Annotated in this window: 12 protein-coding genes and 1 pseudogene; all 13 read left to right on the top strand. The window is 74.0% G+C overall.

The window, feature by feature from the left end:
- Window positions 1–49 precede the first annotated feature (49 nt).
- The 13 genes and pseudogenes from carA (at window position 50) to ACIQG9_RS16075 (ending at window position 16793) form a co-directional block, all read left to right on the top strand.
- Window positions 50–1225 (top strand): glutamine-hydrolyzing carbamoyl-phosphate synthase small subunit, encoded by a 1176-nt coding sequence (carA, locus tag ACIQG9_RS16135; RefSeq protein WP_400402603.1) that lies wholly within the window; start codon window positions 50–52, stop codon window positions 1223–1225.
- Window positions 1218–4607, top strand: a complete 3390-nt coding sequence (gene carB / locus ACIQG9_RS16130) for a carbamoyl-phosphate synthase large subunit (RefSeq protein WP_400402601.1) — start codon at window positions 1218–1220, stop codon at window positions 4605–4607. Before carA ends, carB begins: the two co-directional genes overlap by 8 nt.
- A 198-nt stretch (window positions 4608–4805) precedes the next feature.
- On the top strand, window positions 4806–5861 hold the full coding sequence (locus ACIQG9_RS16125) for a quinone-dependent dihydroorotate dehydrogenase (RefSeq protein ID WP_400402599.1): 1056 nt from the start codon (window positions 4806–4808) through the stop codon (window positions 5859–5861).
- Between the two features lie 196 nt (window positions 5862–6057).
- Window positions 6058–7332 carry an adenosylmethionine--8-amino-7-oxononanoate transaminase gene (locus tag ACIQG9_RS16120; RefSeq protein WP_400402596.1) on the top strand — a complete coding sequence of 425 codons (1275 nt, stop codon included), beginning with the start codon at window positions 6058–6060 and terminating at the stop codon, window positions 7330–7332.
- A 75-nt stretch (window positions 7333–7407) separates the two neighbouring features.
- On the top strand, window positions 7408–8250 hold the full coding sequence (pyrF, locus tag ACIQG9_RS16115; RefSeq protein WP_400402593.1) for an orotidine-5'-phosphate decarboxylase: 843 nt from the start codon (window positions 7408–7410) through the stop codon (window positions 8248–8250).
- A 170-nt stretch (window positions 8251–8420) separates the two neighbouring features.
- Window positions 8421–8737 (top strand): annotated as a pseudogene (mihF, locus tag ACIQG9_RS16110) (integration host factor, actinobacterial type).
- 25 nt (window positions 8738–8762) lie between these two features.
- On the top strand, window positions 8763–9296 hold the full coding sequence (locus ACIQG9_RS16105) for a guanylate kinase (RefSeq protein ID WP_400402590.1): 534 nt from the start codon (window positions 8763–8765) through the stop codon (window positions 9294–9296).
- A 46-nt stretch (window positions 9297–9342) separates the two neighbouring features.
- Window positions 9343–9606, top strand: coding sequence for a DNA-directed RNA polymerase subunit omega (gene rpoZ / locus ACIQG9_RS16100; protein ID WP_007075826.1), 264 nt, complete (start codon window positions 9343–9345; stop codon window positions 9604–9606).
- Between the two features lie 14 nt (window positions 9607–9620).
- Window positions 9621–10829, top strand: a complete 1209-nt coding sequence (coaBC, locus tag ACIQG9_RS16095; RefSeq protein ID WP_400402589.1) for a bifunctional phosphopantothenoylcysteine decarboxylase/phosphopantothenate--cysteine ligase CoaBC — start codon at window positions 9621–9623, stop codon at window positions 10827–10829.
- Window positions 10830–10919: 90 nt separating this feature from the next.
- Window positions 10920–12113: a methionine adenosyltransferase gene (metK, locus tag ACIQG9_RS16090; protein WP_400402586.1), complete on the top strand. Its 1194-nt coding sequence runs from the start codon at window positions 10920–10922 to the stop codon at window positions 12111–12113.
- 59 nt (window positions 12114–12172) lie between these two features.
- On the top strand, window positions 12173–14173 hold the full coding sequence (locus ACIQG9_RS16085) for a primosomal protein N' (RefSeq protein WP_400402583.1): 2001 nt from the start codon (window positions 12173–12175) through the stop codon (window positions 14171–14173).
- Between the two features lie 192 nt (window positions 14174–14365).
- Window positions 14366–15355, top strand: a complete 990-nt coding sequence (locus ACIQG9_RS16080) for an AAA family ATPase (protein WP_400402580.1) — start codon at window positions 14366–14368, stop codon at window positions 15353–15355.
- A gap of 166 nt (window positions 15356–15521) precedes the next feature.
- Window positions 15522–16793, top strand: a complete 1272-nt coding sequence (locus ACIQG9_RS16075; protein WP_400402577.1) for a cytochrome P450 — start codon at window positions 15522–15524, stop codon at window positions 16791–16793.
- The last annotated feature ends 30 nt before the right edge of the window (window positions 16794–16823 follow it).

The following is a 16823-nucleotide window of genomic DNA, read 5'->3' as shown; positions in this document are numbered from 1 at the left end:
CACGGCGCAGCGGAGTCCCGCAGCCGCGAACGAAAGGCGGGGACAGTAGATGGGTAAGCGTAGAGCCGCGATCCTCGTCCTCGAGGACGGCCGGACCTTCCACGGCGAGGCGTACGGCAGCGTCGGGGAGACCTTCGGCGAGGCGGTCTTCAACACCGGCATGACCGGCTACCAGGAGACGCTGACCGACCCGTCCTACCACCGGCAGGTGGTGGTGCAGACCGCACCGCACATCGGCAACACCGGCGTCAACGGCGAGGACGACGAGTCCGGCCGGATCTGGGTCGCCGGCTACGTGGTCCGCGACCCGGCCCGGATCGGCTCCAACTGGCGGGCCACCGGCGGGCTGGAGGACCGGCTCGCCGCCGAGGGGGTGGTCGGGATCGCCGGGGTGGACACCCGGGCGCTCACCCGGCACCTGCGCGAACGCGGCGCGATGCGGGTCGGCGTCTCCAGCGTCGACGACGACCCGCGCGCCCTGCTGGCCCGGGTCCGGCAGTCCCCGCAGATGGCCGGCGCGGACCTCTCCGCCGAGGTGACCACCGCCGAGCCGTACGTGGTGCGGGCCGAGGGCACCCACCGGTTCACCGTCGCCGCCCTCGACCTGGGCATCAAGCGCAACGTGCCGCGCCGCCTCGCCGCCCGGGGCGTCACCACCCACGTGCTGCCCGCCGGCTCCACCGTCGACGACCTGCTGGCCACCGGCGCGGACGCGGTCTTCCTCTCGCCCGGCCCCGGTGACCCGGCCACCGCCGACGGCCCGGTCGCGCTCGCCCGCGACGTGCTGAGCCGGCGGATCCCGCTGTTCGGCATCTGCTTCGGCAGCCAGATCCTCGGCCGGGCGCTCGGCTTCGGCACCTACAAGCTGGGCTACGGCCACCGGGGGATCAACCAGCCGGTGCTCGACCGGGCCACCGGCAGGGTCGAGGTGACCAGCCACAACCACGGCTTCGCGGTGCGGGTGCCGGGGGCGGGGCAGGGCGCGGTCGTGCCCGACCAGGTGATCGAGACCGAGTTCGGCGGCGTCCGGGTGTCGCACGTTTGCCTCAACGACAACGTGGTCGAGGGGCTGCGGGCCACCGACGTGCCCGCCTTCACCGTCCAGTACCACCCGGAGGCGGCGGCCGGCCCGCACGACGCGGACTACCTCTTCGACCGCTTCGCCGAGCTGATCGAGGGCCGTGGCCCCGACCGGAACCACAGTGAGGGCGGCACGAATGCCTAAGCGCGACGATCTCAAGCACATCCTGGTGATCGGCTCCGGGCCGATCGTCATCGGTCAGGCCTGCGAGTTCGACTACTCCGGCACCCAGGCGTGCCGGGTGCTGCGCAGCGAGGGGATCCGGGTCAGCCTGGTCAACTCCAACCCGGCGACCATCATGACCGACCCGGAGTTCGCCGACGCCACCTACGTCGAGCCGATCACCCCGGAGTTCGTCGAGCTGGTCATCGCCAAGGAGCGCCCCGACGCGCTGCTGCCCACCCTGGGCGGGCAGACCGCGCTGAACACCGCGGTCGCCCTGCACGCCGCGGGCGTCCTCGACAAGTACGGCGTGGAGCTGATCGGCGCGAACATCGAGGCGATCAACCGGGGTGAGGACCGCCAGCTCTTCAAGGAGATCGTCGCCAAGGCCGGCGTACGGCTGGGCCTGGCCGATCCGGCCGGCCTGGTGCCCCGGTCCCGGGTCTGCCACTCGATGGCCGAGGTCGAGGCGACCGTCGCCGAGCTGGGCCTGCCGGTGGTGATCCGGCCGTCGTTCACCATGGGTGGCCTCGGCTCCGGCATGGCGCACACCGACGAGGACCTGGCCCGCATCGCCGGGGCCGGGCTGGCCGCCAGCCCGGTGCACGAGGTGCTCATCGAGGAGAGCGTGCTCGGCTGGAAGGAGTACGAACTCGAACTGATGCGCGACCGGCACGACAACGTGGTGGTGGTCTGCTCGATCGAGAACGTCGACCCGATGGGCGTGCACACCGGTGACAGCGTCACCGTCGCCCCCGCCATGACGCTCACCGACCGGGAGTACCAGCGCCTGCGTGACCTGGGCATCGCGGTGCTGCGCGAGGTGGGGGTGGACACCGGCGGCTGCAACATCCAGTTCGCGGTCAACCCGGCCGACGGGCGGATCGTGGTGATCGAGATGAACCCCCGGGTGTCCCGCTCCTCGGCGCTGGCCTCGAAGGCGACCGGCTTCCCGATCGCCAAGATCGCCGCGAAGCTGGCCATCGGCTACACCCTGGACGAGATCCCCAACGACATCACCCGGAAGACCCCGGCGGCGTTCGAGCCGACCCTGGACTACGTGGTGGTGAAGATCCCCCGGTTCGCGTTCGAGAAGTTCCCCGGCGCGGACCCGGAGCTGACCACCACCATGAAGTCGGTCGGCGAGGCGATGAGTCTGGGCCGCAACTTCAGCGAGGCGCTGAACAAGGCGATGCGCTCGATGGAGACGAAGGCCGCCGGGTTCTGGACCCAGCCCGACCCGGCCGGCGCGACGCGGGAGAACACCCTCGCCGCGTTGGGCATGCCGCACGACGGCCGGCTCTACACCGTCGAGCGGGCGCTGCGGCTCGGCGCGTCCATCGCCGAGGTCGCCGAGGCGTCCGGCGGGATGGACCCCTGGTTCCTGGACCAGGTCGCCGCGCTGGTCGAGCTGCGCGCGGAGATCGTGGACGCCCCGGTGCTCGACGCCGACCTGCTGCGTCAGGCCAAGCGGGCCGGGCTGTCCGACCGGCAGCTCGCCGCGCTCCGCCCGGAGCTGGCCGCCGAGGACGGCGTGCGCACCCTGCGCCACCGGCTGGGCGTACGCCCGGTCTACAAGACGGTGGACACCTGCGCCGCCGAGTTCGAGGCGACCACCCCGTACCACTACTCGACGTACGACTCGGAGACCGAGGTCGCCCCCTCGGACCGGCCCAAGGTGCTCATCCTCGGCTCCGGGCCGAACCGGATCGGCCAGGGCATCGAGTTCGACTACTCCTGTGTGCACGCCGTCCAGGCACTGCGCAGCGCGCCGCTCGCCGGTGCCGGCGGGTCCGGCAGTGCCGGTGCCGGCGGCTACGAGACGGTGATGGTCAACTGCAACCCGGAGACCGTCTCCACCGACTACGACACCGCCGACCGGCTCTACTTCGAGCCGCTGACCTTCGAGGACGTGCTGGAGGTCTGGCACGCCGAGGACTCGTCCGGCAAGGCGGCCGGCGGGCCGGGCGTGGTCGGCGTGATCGTGCAGCTCGGCGGGCAGACCCCGCTGGGGCTGGCGCAGCGGCTGAAGAACGCCGGGGTGCCGGTGGTCGGCACCTCCCCGGAGTCGATCCACCTGGCCGAGGAGCGGGGCGCGTTCGGCGCGGTGCTGGCCCGGGCCGGGCTGCGCGCCCCGGCGCACGGCATGGCCACCTCGTACGACGAGGCGAAGGCGATCGCCGACGAGATCGGCTACCCGGTGCTGGTCCGGCCGTCGTACGTGCTCGGCGGCCGGGGCATGGAGATCGTCTACGACGACGCCACGCTGCGCGACTACATCGGCCGGGCCACCGACATCTCCCCGGACCACCCGGTGCTGGTCGACCGCTTCCTCGACGACGCCATCGAGATCGACGTGGACGCGCTCTGCGACGCCGACGGCGAGGTCTACCTGGGCGGCGTGATGGAGCACATCGAGGAGGCCGGCATCCACTCCGGCGACTCGTCCTGCGCGCTGCCGCCGATCACCCTGGCCGGCTCGCACCTGACCCAGGTGCGCCGCTACACCGAGGCGATCGCCCGGGGGGTGGGGGTGAAGGGCCTGCTCAACGTCCAGTACGCGCTCAAGGACGACATGCTCTACGTGCTGGAGGCGAACCCCCGGGCCTCGCGTACCGTCCCGTTCGTCTCGAAGGCGACGGCGGTGCCGCTGGCCAAGGCGGCGGCCCGGATCGCGCTCGGCGCCACCATCGCCGAGCTGCGCGCCGAGGGCCTGCTCCCGCCGACCGGGGACGGCGGCGTCATGCTGGCCGACGCCCCGATCGCGGTGAAGGAGGCGGTGCTGCCGTTCAAGCGGTTCCGCACCCCGTCGGGCAAGGGCGTCGACTCGCTGCTCGGCCCGGAGATGAAGTCCACCGGCGAGGTGATGGGCATCGACACCAACTTCGGGCACGCCTTCGCCAAGAGCCAGTCGGCCGCGTACGGGTCGCTGCCGACCGCCGGGAAGATCTTCGTCTCGGTGGCCAACCGGGACAAGCGCGGCATGATCTTCCCGATCAAGCGGCTGGCCGACCTGGGCTTCGAGATCGTCGCCACCACCGGCACCGCCGAGGTGCTGCGCCGGCACGGCATCGCCTGCGAGCAGATCCGCAAGCACTACCAGGCGGGCGAGGGCGCGGACGCGGTGTCGATGATCCTCGCCGGGGACGTGGCCCTGGTGGTGAACACCCCGCAGGGCTCCGGCGCGAGCGCCCGCTCGGACGGCTACGAGATCCGCAGCGCCGCCGTCACCGCCGACATCCCGTGCATCACCACCGTGCCCGGCGCGGCGGCGGCGGTGATGGGCATCGAGGCCCGCATCCGGGGCGACATGCGGGTCCGCCCCCTCCAGGAACTCCACGCCGCCCTCCGAGCCGCCCAATGACCCCCACCCCCACCCCCACCCCCACCCCCACCCCCACCCCCACCCCCACCCCCACCCCCACCCCCACCCCCACCCCCACCCCCGTGACCTCCGTGGTGATCAAGAGGTTTCGGTCAGCCACCGGCTGGTGCGATGACGCAAACCTCTTGATCACCAGTGGTGCTGCCGGCGTGACGGCGGGGACGGGGGGTGGGTGTGGTGGTGTTTGAGAAGGGGGTGCGGGGCCTGCTGTTCCGGGTGGGGGGTGGGGACGCCGAGGCGGCGCACGACTGGACATTGCGGCGACTGGCGACCCTGTCCCGGCGGCCGGCGGCGCTGTCGCTGCTGCGGGCGCGCTACCTCCACCGCACCCCCCGGACGGTGTTCGGGGTGGAGTTTCCCAACCCGGTGGGGTTGGCGGCGGGGATGGACAAGAACGGCGTGGCGCTGCCGGCCTGGCCGGCGCTCGGCTTCGGCTTCGTCGAGGTCGGCACGGTCACCGCCCAGCCCCAACCGGGCAACCCCCGGCCCCGGCTGTTCCGGCTGCCCGGCAGCGAGGCCGTGGTCAACCGGATGGGCTTCAACAACGCCGGCGCGCGGGCCCTGGCGACCCGGCTGGCCGCGCTGCCCCGCCCGCTGGGGGTGCCGCTGGGCATCTCGCTCGGCAAGTCCAAGGTGACCCCGCTGGACGAGGCGGTCGAGGACTACCTCGCCTCGTACCGGGCGTTGCGCGGGCACGGCGACTACTTCGCGGTCAACGTCTCCTCCCCGAACACCCCCGGCCTGCGCGCGTTGCAGGACCGGGCGCACCTGGACGCCCTGCTGGCGGCCCTGGTGGGCGAGAAGCCGGTGCTGGTGAAGATCGCCCCGGACCTCACCGAGCCGGCCGTGGCCGAGCTGCTGGAGGTCTGCCTGGCCCGGGGCGCGGCCGGAGTGATCGCCACCAACACCACCCTCGCCCGGGACGGTCTCGCCCCCGCCGACCGGGCCGGCGGCGCGGAGGCCGGTGGCCTGTCCGGCCGGCCGTTGACCGGGCGGGCCCGCGAGATGGTGGCCTTCGTGCACCGGGAAACCGGCGGCCGGCTGCCGGTGATCGGCGTCGGCGGCATCCTCGATCCGGACGACGCCGCCCGGATGTTCGACGCCGGGGCCAGCCTGGTCCAGCTCTACACCGGCTTCATCTACCGGGGCCCGGCACTGGTCCGGGCCGTCGCCCGCGCCTCGGCCGCCGTCGGCGGGAACCCGCCGGCTGGACGGCCGGTGAGCGGCCGGTGAGCCGGGGGGCCCGCCGGCGGCCCCCGGGTCGCGTCCGGCGCACCGCCGCCGTGGCCGCGACACCGGCCGTCCGCCGGTCCCCCGACCGCCGTCGCCGTCCGGGCGGCGGGTCCAGCCGCCGCGCCGACCCCCGGTGGGCGGCCGGGACTGGGCCGCCCGCCGGACCGGCCACCGACGTGGGTACGGAGGAGAGCGCATGACGCCCGAGGAGATCCTGACCGCCGACCGGGCGCATGTCTGGCACCCGTACGCGGCGTTGCCACCGGCCAGCCCGCCGTACGTGGTGGAGAGCGCCGAGGGGGTCCGGCTGCGACTGGCCGACGGCCGGGAACTGGTCGACGGGATGTCGTCCTGGTGGGCGGCGATCCACGGCTACCGGCATCCGGTGCTGGACGCGGCGGTCACCGACCAGCTCGGCCGGATGAGCCACGTGATGTTCGGCGGGCTCACCCACGAACCGGCGGTACGGCTGGCCGGGACGCTGGTCGAGTTGGCCCCGGACGGGCTGGAGCACGTCTTCCTGGCCGACTCCGGCTCGGTCTCCGTCGAGGTGGCGATCAAGATGTGCCTCCAGTACCAGCGGGCCACCGGGCGGCCGGCACGCCGTCGGCTGGGCACCTGGCGGGGCGGCTACCACGGCGACACGTTCCACCCGATGAGCGTCTGCGACCCCGAGGGCGGCATGCACCACCTGTGGGGGGACGTGCTGCCCCGGCAGGTCTTCGCCCCGGTGCCGCCCGGTGGCTTCGACGACCCGCCCGACCCGGCGTACGTGACGGCGCTGACCGACGCGGTCGCCCGGCACGCCGACGAGTTGGCCGCGGTGATCGTCGAGCCGGTGGTGCAGGGCGCCGGCGGGATGCGCTTCCACCACCCCGGCTACCTGCGGGTGCTGCGCGAGGTGACCCAGGCGCACGGGGTGCTGCTGATCTTCGACGAGATCGCCACCGGTTTCGGCCGCACCGGCACCATGTTCGCCGCGGAGCACGCCGGGGTGACCCCGGACGTGCTCTGCGTCGGCAAGGCGCTGACCGGCGGCTACCTCACCCTGGCCGCGGCGCTGTGCACCCCGGAGGTCGCCCGGGGCATCTCCGCCGGCGGGGTGCTCGCGCACGGCCCGACGTTCATGGGCAACCCGCTGGCGTGTGCGGTCGCCAACGCCTCCCTGGGGCTGCTGCGGGCCGGCGACTGGGCCGCCGAGGTGAGCAGGGTGGGTAGCGGGCTGCGGGCCGGCCTGGAGCCGCTGCGCGGCGCGCCGGGGGTGGCCGACGTCCGGGTGCTGGGCGCGATCGGCGTCGTGCAGCTCGACCACGAGGTGGACCTGGCCGCGGCGACGGCCGCCGCGGCGGCCCAGGGTGTCTGGCTGCGCCCGTTCCGGGACCTGGTGTACACCATGCCGCCGTACCTGACCGACGACGCGGACCTGGCCCGGATCGCCGCCGGGATCGCCGCCGCGGTCAAGGCCGGCTGACCCGGCGGGGCCGGGACGACACCGGGGCGGCGAGCGTCGGCCCGGCCAGTGGAGTGCGAGACGAGAGGGGCGTCGATGGAGACCTTCGGAACCCGGCTGCACCGGGCGGTGGCGGAGCGTGGGCCGCTCTGCGTGGGCATCGACCCGCATCCCGGGCTGCTGGCCCGGTGGGGGCTGCCGGACGACGTCAGCGGGCTGGAGCGGTTCGCCCGGACCGTGGTGGAAGCGCTCGGTGACCGGGTTGCGGTGGTCAAGCCCCAGTCGGCCTTCTTCGAGCGTTTCGGCAGCCGGGGAGTGGCGATTCTTGAGTCAACTATCCGACAGTTGCGCGAGACGGGGTCGCTCGTTCTCCTCGACGTCAAGCGTGGCGACATCGGATCGACGGTCGCGGCGTACGCCTCGGCGTACCTTGATCCATCCAGCCCCTTGTATGTCGACGCGCTCACCGCGAGCCCCTACCTGGGAGTAGGTTCGCTGGCCCCGATGTTCGAGCTCGCCGCCGCGCACGGTGGCGGAGTGTTCGTGCTGGCGCTCACCTCGAACCCGGAGGGGGCGGCGGTGCAGCGTGCCGTCACCGCCGGTGGACGTACCGTCGCGCAGACCGTGATCGATGAGATTTCGCAGCTCAACAGGGGTGCCGAACCGCTCGGTAGCTTTGGTCTGGTGGTCGGCGCGACGATCGGCGACACCGGCCACGACCTGTCCCGGGTCAACGGTCCGCTCCTCGCCCCCGGGCTCGGCGCCCAGGGTGCGACGGCGGCGGACCTGCGGACCGTGTTCGGCCCGAGCCTGCCGGCGGTGCTCCCGTCGTACTCGCGTGAGGTGCTGAACGCCGGCCCGGACCCCGCCGCGCTGCGGGCCGCGGCGGACCGTGCGGCGGCCGCCTGCCGGAAGGCGCTGGCTGCCGGAACTGACTGACGGCTCGGTCACTTTATGTTGATCATCGCGCGTCCACGTTGCCGAAAGCTCCGGCGAACGCTAGTTTTCCCCGCGCTGGGAACCACGGACCCCTTTGGTTGCCAGCGACACCACGTTTCACAGAGCGTCGGTGCGTTCCGCCCGTCGCGATAGGGACCTGAGGAGAACTGGTGCCGCTCCCGTCACTGACCCCCGAACAGCGCGCTGCCGCGCTGGAGAAGGCCGCGGAGATCCGCAAGGCCCGTGCTGAGCTGAAGGAGCAGCTCAAGCAGGGCAAGACCACCCTCGCCGCCGTTCTTGAGCGGGCCGAGTCCGACGATGTCGTCGGCAAGCTCAAGGTGTCGGCCGTCCTGCAGGCGATGCCGGGCATCGGCAAGATCCGGGCCACCCAGATCATGAGAAGCTCAAGATCGCCGACAGCCGTCGGCTGCGTGGACTGGGCGAGCAGCAGCGCAAGGCTCTGCTTGGAGAGTTCGCCGCCAACTGAGCGCCGCAGCGTGTAGAAACAAGCGGTGAGCACGGATGACGAGGCGCGCCCGGCGGCTCGGCTCACTGTCCTGACTGGACCTTCGGGTGCCGGCCGGGGTGGTGTCGTCGAGCTGTTCCGGGCGCGTTCGCCGTTCGTGTGGGTGCCGGTGCCGGTGACCACCCGGCCGCGCCGCCCCGACGAGTCCGACGGCGTCGACCGGCTTTTCCGTGAGCCGGTCGAGTTCGACCGGATGATCGCCGCGGGCGAGCTGCTGGAGTGGTCCCGGGCCGGGCCGTACCGCCGGGGCACGCCGCGCGGTCCGCTGCGCGAGCGGCTGGCCCGGGGACAGCACGTGCTGCTGCCGCTCGACCTGCCCGGGGCGCTCAGCGTCCGGGCGGCCCTGCCGGAGGTGCACCTCGTACTGCTCCTGCCGCCCGGGCACCGCCCGGTTCCGGCGGTCGCCGCAGCCGCCGGACACACCGTCCGGCACGACCACACCGAGCGGGCCGTGACCGAACTGGTAGGCTTGCTCGGTTCTTCCTATCTGGCTCCCGCCCGGCCGTGCTCGCGCGGCTGAGCGACCAGCCGCGCTCGCGCGGACACTTCAGACGCAGAGGTTATTCGTGGGATCCATCGCCAACCCCGAGGGCATCACCAACCCGCCGATCGACGAGCTCCTCGAGAAGACCACCTCGAAGTACGCGCTGGTGATCTTCGCCGCCAAGCGGGCGCGTCAGGTCAACGCCTACTACAGCCAGCTCGGCGAGGGCCTGCTCGAGTACGTCGGCCCGCTCGTGGAGACCACCCCGCAGGAGAAGCCGCTCTCCATCGCCATGCGCGAGATCAACGCGGGCCTGCTCACCGCCGAACCGACCGACCAGCCGTAACACCCGTACCCCCGATGTCCGCCGAGATCGTTCTCGGGGTCGGCGGTGGCATCGCCGCCTACAAGGCGTGTGAGCTGCTGCGGCTCCTCACGGAGTCGGGCCACCGGGTCCGGGTCGTGCCGACGTCGTCGGCGCTCCGCTTCGTCGGGGCGCCGACCTGGGCGGCGCTCTCCGGTCAGCCGGTCGCCGACGACGTCTGGTCCGACGTGCACGAGGTGCCACACGTCCGGCTCGGCCAGGGGGCCGACCTGGTGGTGGTCGCGCCGGCCACCGCGGACCTGCTCGCCAAGGCCGCCCACGGACTCGCCGACGACCTGCTCACCAACACCCTGCTGACCGCCCGCTGCCCGGTGGTGCTCGCCCCGGCGATGCACACCGAGATGTGGGAGCACCCGGCCACCGTCGCCAACGTCGCCACCCTGCGCGCCCGGGGTGTCCGGGTGGTCGAGCCGGCGGTCGGCCGGCTCACCGGGGCGGACAGCGGCAAGGGCCGGCTGCCCGACCCGGCCGAGATCTTCGCGATCGTCCGCCGGGCCCTCGCCCGGGGCGTCGACGCCCCGGCGGACCTCGCCGGCCGGCACCTGGTGGTCACCGCCGGCGGCACCCGTGAGCCGCTGGACCCGGTCCGTTTCCTGGGCAACCGCTCCTCCGGCAAGCAGGGCTACGCCTTCGCCCGCGCGGCCGTCGCCCGGGGTGCCCGGGTCACGCTGATCGCCGCGAACGTGTCGCTGCCCGACCCGGCCGGGGTCGACCTGGTCCGGGTGGGCACCACCGAGGAACTGCGCACGGCCACCCTGGCGGCGGCCGAGGACGCCGACGCGGTGGTGATGGCCGCGGCTCCGGCCGATTTCCGTCCGGCGACCTACGCGGCTGGCAAAATCAAGAAGTCGGACGACGGCCCCGCTCCCACCATCGCGCTCGTCACCAACCCGGACATCGCCGCCGAGCTGGGGAGACGCCGTCGACCGGAGCAGGTGCTGGTGGTGTTCGCCGCCGAGACCGGCGACGCCGAGGCCAACGGTCGGGCCAAGCTCGCCCGCAAGCGGGCCGACCTCGTCGTGGTCAACGAGGTCGGAGTCGACAAGGTCTTCGGCGCCGAGACCAACGCGGCGACCGTCATCGGCGCGGACGGCACCGTGCACACCCTGCCCGAACAAGCCAAGGAGGACCTGGCCGACAACGTCTGGGACCTCGTGCTCGCCCGGTGGGCCGCCCGGTCCTGAACGATGGATAGAGCACTTGCCCGGTCGATTGCGGTGCTCCGTGGTGACTAGACTGCCCCGAACGACTTTCTAAAAGAGCTTAGGAGTGCCGTGACACGCCGCCTCTTCACGTCCGAATCGGTCACGGAAGGCCACCCGGACAAGATCGCCGACCAGATCAGCGACGGGATCCTCGACGCCCTGCTCACCCAGGACCCGCACAGCCGGGTCGCCGTCGAGACGCTGATCACCACTGGCCAGGTCCACGTCGCCGGCGAGGTGACCACCAAGGCGTACGCCGACATCCCGACCATCGTCCGCGAGACGATCCTGGGGATCGGGTACGACTCGTCGAAGAAGGGCTTCGACGGCGCTTCCTGCGGCGTCAGCGTCTCCATCGGCGCCCAGTCGCCCGACATCGCCCAGGGCGTCGACAACGCCTTCGAGCTGCGCACCGGGACGTCGGAGAGCGCGCTGGACGCGCAGGGCGCCGGCGACCAGGGCATGATGTTCGGCTTCGCCTGCGCGGAGACGCCGGAGCTGATGCCGCTGCCGATCGCGCTGGCGCACCGGCTGGCCCGACGGCTGTCCGCGGTGCGCAAGGACGGGACCATCCCGTACCTGCGGCCGGACGGCAAGACCCAGGTCACCATCGAGTACGAGGGCCTGCGCCCGGTCCGGCTGAACACCGTCGTGGTGTCCAGCCAGCACGCCGCGGACATCTCGCTGGAGTCGCTGCTCACCCCGGACGTGCGCGAGCACGTCATCGCCCCGGAGCTGGAGAGCCTGGGCCTGGACACCGACGGCTACCGGCTGCTGGTCAACCCGACCGGCCGGTTCGAGATCGGTGGCCCGATGGGTGACGCCGGCCTGACCGGCCGGAAGATCATCGTGGACACCTATGGCGGCTACGCCCGGCACGGCGGCGGCGCGTTCTCCGGCAAGGACCCGTCCAAGGTGGACCGTTCCGCCGCGTACGCGATGCGCTGGGTGGCCAAGAACGTGGTGGCCGCCGGCCTGGCCGAGCGGTGCGAGGCGCAGGTCGCCTACGCCATCGGCAAGGCGCACCCGGTCAGCCTCTTCATCGAGACGTTCGGCACCGAGACCGTGCCGGTCGCCTCGATCGAGAAGGCCGTCACCGAGGTCTTCGACCTGCGCCCGGCCGCCATCATCCGGGACCTCAACCTGCTCCGCCCGATCTACCAGCAGACCGCCGCCTACGGCCACTTCGGCCGCGAGCTGCCGGAGCTGACCTGGGAGAGCACCGAGCGGGCCGCCGACCTGAAGTCGGTAGCGGGAGCCTGACCGGCACCACGCGCAGCGACCGGCGACCCGCCGACGGGTCGCCGGTCGCTCGTGTCTGCGTGGACGTCCCGCTGCCGCACCTCGACCGTCCCTTCGACTACCTGGTCCCCGCCGGGCTGGACGCCGACGCGGTCCCCGGAGTGCGGGTGAAGGTCCGCTTCGCCGGCCAGCTCGTCGACGGCTGGCTGCTGGCGCGCGTCGACGCCTCCGCCCACGGCGGCAAGCTGGCGTACCTGGAGAAGGTCGTCTCCCCGGAACCGGTGCTGGCGCCGGAGGTGGCCCGGCTGGCCAGGGCGGTCGCCGACCGATACGCCGGCGGCCTCGCCGACGTGCTCCGGCTGGCCGTCCCGCCCCGGCACGCCCGGGTCGAGAAGGAACCGAGAGCCGCCCCGGAGCCGGCCGCCGTCGCCCCGGAGCCGGCCGCCGTCGCCCCGGAGCCGGCTAACTCCCCTGAGCCGGCTGTCGCCCCGGAGCCGGCTGCCGCGCCGCCCGGCACCCGGCCCACCGTCGACCCGCGGGGGTGGCGGGACTATCCGGCGGGCCCGGCGTACCTCAGGGCGCTCACCGCCGGCCGGGCCCCGCGCGCGGTCTGGTCGGCGCTGGCCGGCGAGGACTGGGCCGCCCGGTACGCCGACGCGGTGGCCGCCACCGTCGCCGGTGGCCGGGGCGCGGTGGTCGTCGTCGCCGACGCCCGGGACCTGGACCGCCTCGACGTGGCGCTGACCGCCGTGCTCGGCCCGGACCGGCACGTGACCCTCTCCGCCGCGCTGGGTCCGGCCCGGCGTTACCGGGCCTTCCTCGCCGCCAGCCGGGGCGACGTGCCGGTCGTGATCGGCACCCGGGCGGCGATGTTCGCCCCGGTGCGCCGGCTCGGCCTGGTGGCTGTCTGGGACGACGGGGACGACCTGCACGCCGAGCCACGCGCGCCGTACCCGCACGCCCGGGAGGTGCTGCTCACCCGGGCCCAGCTCGCCGAGGCCGCCGCGCTGGTCGGTGGCTGGACCCGGACCGCCGAGGGGCAGTTGCTGGTGGAGACGGGGTGGGCCCGCGAGGTGGTCGCCGACCGGGCGACCCTGCGGGCGCGTACCCCGGCCATCGCGCCGACCGGCGACGACCCGCAGTTGGCCCGGGACCCGGGCGCCGCCACCGCCCGGCTGCCCAGCCTGGCCTGGACCACCGCCCGGGACACCCTGCGCGCGGACGCGCCGGTGCTGGTCCAGGTGCCCCGGCGCGGCTACCTGCCCTCGGTGTCCTGCGCCGACTGCCGGACCCCGGCCCGCTGCCCGCACTGCGCCGGCCCGCTGGCGCTGCGCGCCGCCGACACCCCGCCCGCCTGCCGCTGGTGCGGCCGGGTCACCGCCGCGTACGCCTGCCCACAGTGCGGTGGACGGCGGCTGCGGGCCGCCGTCACCGGTGCCCGGCGTACCGCCGAGGAGCTGGGTCGGGCCTTTCCCGGGGTGCCGGTGCGCACCTCCGGCCGGGAGGAGGTGCTGGCCACCGTGCCGGGCGGCGCCGGACTGGTCGTCGCCACGCCGGGCGCCGAACCGGTGGCCGAGGGCGGCTACGGCGCGGTCCTGCTGCTCGACTCGTGGGCCCTGCTCACCCGGGCCGACCTGCGGGCCGGTGAGGAGACCCTGCGACGCTGGCTGTCCGCCGCCGCCCTGGCCCGGCCCGCGCCGGCCGGCGGACGGGTGGTGGTGGTCGCCGACGGCGCCCTCGCCCCGGTGCAGGCGCTGCTGCGCTGGGACCCGGGCTGGTTCGCGGCCCGGGAGCTGGCCGAGCGCCGGGAACTGGGCTTCCCGCCGGCCGTGAAGATGGCCAGCGTCACCGGCGTGGCCGACGCGGTGGCCGACCTGCTCGCCCAGGCCCGGCTGCCGGACGGGGCGGAGGTGCTCGGCCCGGTCCCCGCCGACGAGGGCCGGGAACGGATGCTGGTCCGGGTGCCCCGGTCCCGGGCCGCCGAACTGGCCGAGGCGCTGCACACCGCCGCCGGGGTCCGCAGCGCCCGCAGGGCCGCCGACCCGGTCCGCCTCCAGGTCGATCCGCTGAGCCTGTTCTGAGCCACCGGTCCGGCCGGCACCGGGGGCCGGCCAGCCGTCCGACGCACACCGCGTCCGGCGGATGACGGGCGCCTGCGTGATAGCATCGCCCGTCATGCCCGGGCGCACGGATGGCGCGACGAAGGCGGGAGCGCGTCGAGCCGACGCCAGATCGATGATGTCAAGCAGCCGGTGAGCAGGGGTGGACCAGTCGTGACCGTTCGTCAGTCGATCGTCTTCAACGGTGATCTCGGCAGCGGCAAGAGCACCGTCTCCGTCGAGATCGCCAAGCGGCTCGGCCTGCGCCGGGTCAGCGTCGGTGACCTCTACCGGCAGATGGCGCAGGAGCGGCAGATGACCGCCCTCCAGCTCAACCTGCACGCCGAGCTGGACCAGGCCGTCGACGGCTACGTCGACCAGCTCCAGCGGGACATCGCCGCCTCCGGCGAGTCGCTCGTCATGGACTCCCGGCTGGCCTGGCACTTCTTCACCGACGCTCTCAAGGTGCACATGATCACCGAGCCGGCCGAGGCGGCCCGGCGGGTGCTGCTGCGCCCCTCCGGCCCGGCCGAGAGCTACACCTCGCTGGCGGAGGCGGAGGCCAAGCTCCGCGAGCGCAGTGAGAGCGAACGGAACCGGTTCATCGTCCGGTACGGCGTCGACAAGGCCCGGCTGCGCAACTACGACCTGGTCTGCGACACCACCCGGGCCTCCGCCGCCGAGGTCATCACGCACATCGTCGACGCGTACGAGGGCCGGCTCGGCGCGGACGTGCTGCGCGACGCCCCGCCGCTGCTGCTGCTCGACCCGGCCCGGGTCTACCCGACCGAGGACATCGCCACCCTGCGTGGCCTGTGGGACTCCGAGTTCGTCGGCGAGCTGGCCGAGGCGGGGGACGAGGCCCTCGAACCGCTGCGGATCGGCTACACCGGCGAGTACTTCTTCGTCGTCGACGGCCACCGCCGGCTCAGTGCCGCCCTGCAGAACGGCTTCCCGCTGGTGCCGGCGCAGTTGGTCGCCGAGGTGGACGAGCCGGTGGTCGGCGGGTTGAGCGCGGTCGACTACTTCGCCGCCCAGGTCCGGCCGAGCCTGGTCCACGACTGGGCGGTCGCCCACGGCACCGGGCTTCCGGTTCCCGAGCACGCCCTGCTCGGCGGGGACGCGGTGCTGGCCGGAGAGCCCGGCGCCGGCGCCGGCGCCTGAGCCCGTCGCCCCGGCCGGTCCCGTCCGGCCGGGGCGGTCCTCCTCCGCCGCCAGGGCCCGTCCCCGCGCGCCCCGTACCGGTCCGCGCCGGCCGCCCGACGGGTCGCCCGGACGGGTCCCGGGCACGCATGATGGAGGCTTCCGACGCATCGACGGGAGGCCGGTCATGGACGCTGCCGAGGCGCTGGCGCTGCTCATGTCACCCCAGGGGCGGGTCGACCCCTATCCCACCTACGAACGGCTGCGGGCGTACGGCCCGGTGGTCCAGGCCGGTCCGGTCTTCTTCGTGGTCACCGGCCACGCCGAGGCCGACGAGATCCTCCGTGACCCGCGCTTCGGGGTGCTCGACGACGCGCTGCGCGACCAGTTCCTGCCCGGCTGGCGGGAGAGCCCGGCGGTGGCGTCGATCTCCCGGTCGATGCTGCGCACCAACCCGCCGGACCACAGCCGGATGCGCCGGCTCGCGGCCGGCGCGTTCACCCCGCGCCGGATCGCCGCCCTGCGGTCGGTCGTCGAGACCCAGGCCGACGAGCTGGTGGACCGGATGGTCGCGGGGGACCGGCCCGGGGAGCCGGTCGACTTCCTGGAGTCCTTCGCGTACCCGCTGCCGGTCGGCGTGATCTGCGCGCTGCTCGGCGTGCCGGCGGCCGACCGGCCGCTCTTCCGCCGCTGGGCCGCCGACCTGACCGGGGTGCTGGAACCGGAGATCACCCCCGCCGAGCTCGCCGTGGCCGACCGGGGCGCCACCGAACTGCGGGACTACTTCGCCGAGCTGGTCGAGGCCCGCCGGCGGGCGCCCGCCGACGACCTGACCACCGACCTGGTCCAGGTGCACGACGCCGACGGCGACCGGCTCTCCGGCGACGAGCTGCTGGCCAACCTGGTGGTGCTGCTGGTCGCCGGCTTCGAGACCACCACCAACCTGCTCGGCAACGGGCTGGTCGTGCTGCTCGACCACCCCCGGGAGGCCGCCGCCCTGCGCGACCACCCGGAGTTCGCCCCCGGCTACGTCGAGGAGCTGCTCCGCATCGACTCCCCGGTCCAGCTCACCACCCGGATCAGCGGTGCCGGCACCAGCCACGGCGGCGTCGACATCCCGCCGGGGAGCTGGCTGCTCCTGCTGCTCGGGGCGGCCAACCGGGACCCGCTGCGCTACCCGGAGCCGGAGCGGTTCGACCCGTGGCGTCCGCCGGTCCACCCGCTCTCCTTCGGCGCCGGGCCGCACTACTGTCTCGGCGCGGGGCTGGCCCGGCTGGAGGCGCAGGTCGCCTTCCCGCTGCTGCTGCGCCGGCTGCCCGGGCTGGCCCTCGCCGGCCGGCCGACCCGGCGGACCCGGCTCACCCTGCGCGGCTACCAGACCCTGCCGGTGACCACCGACACGGCATCCGTACCGGCCCAGCACGGTACGCCGGCCGGCGCGGCGCCCGGCACTCCGTAGACTGGTACGGCACCACGCCGCCCAGCCGAA

Source organism: Micromonospora sp. NPDC092111 (genome assembly GCF_044755745.1).
In the GTDB taxonomy this organism is placed as follows: Bacteria; Actinomycetota; Actinomycetes; order Mycobacteriales; family Micromonosporaceae; genus Micromonospora.
This window is presented reverse-complemented; position numbering and strand designations above follow the sequence as displayed.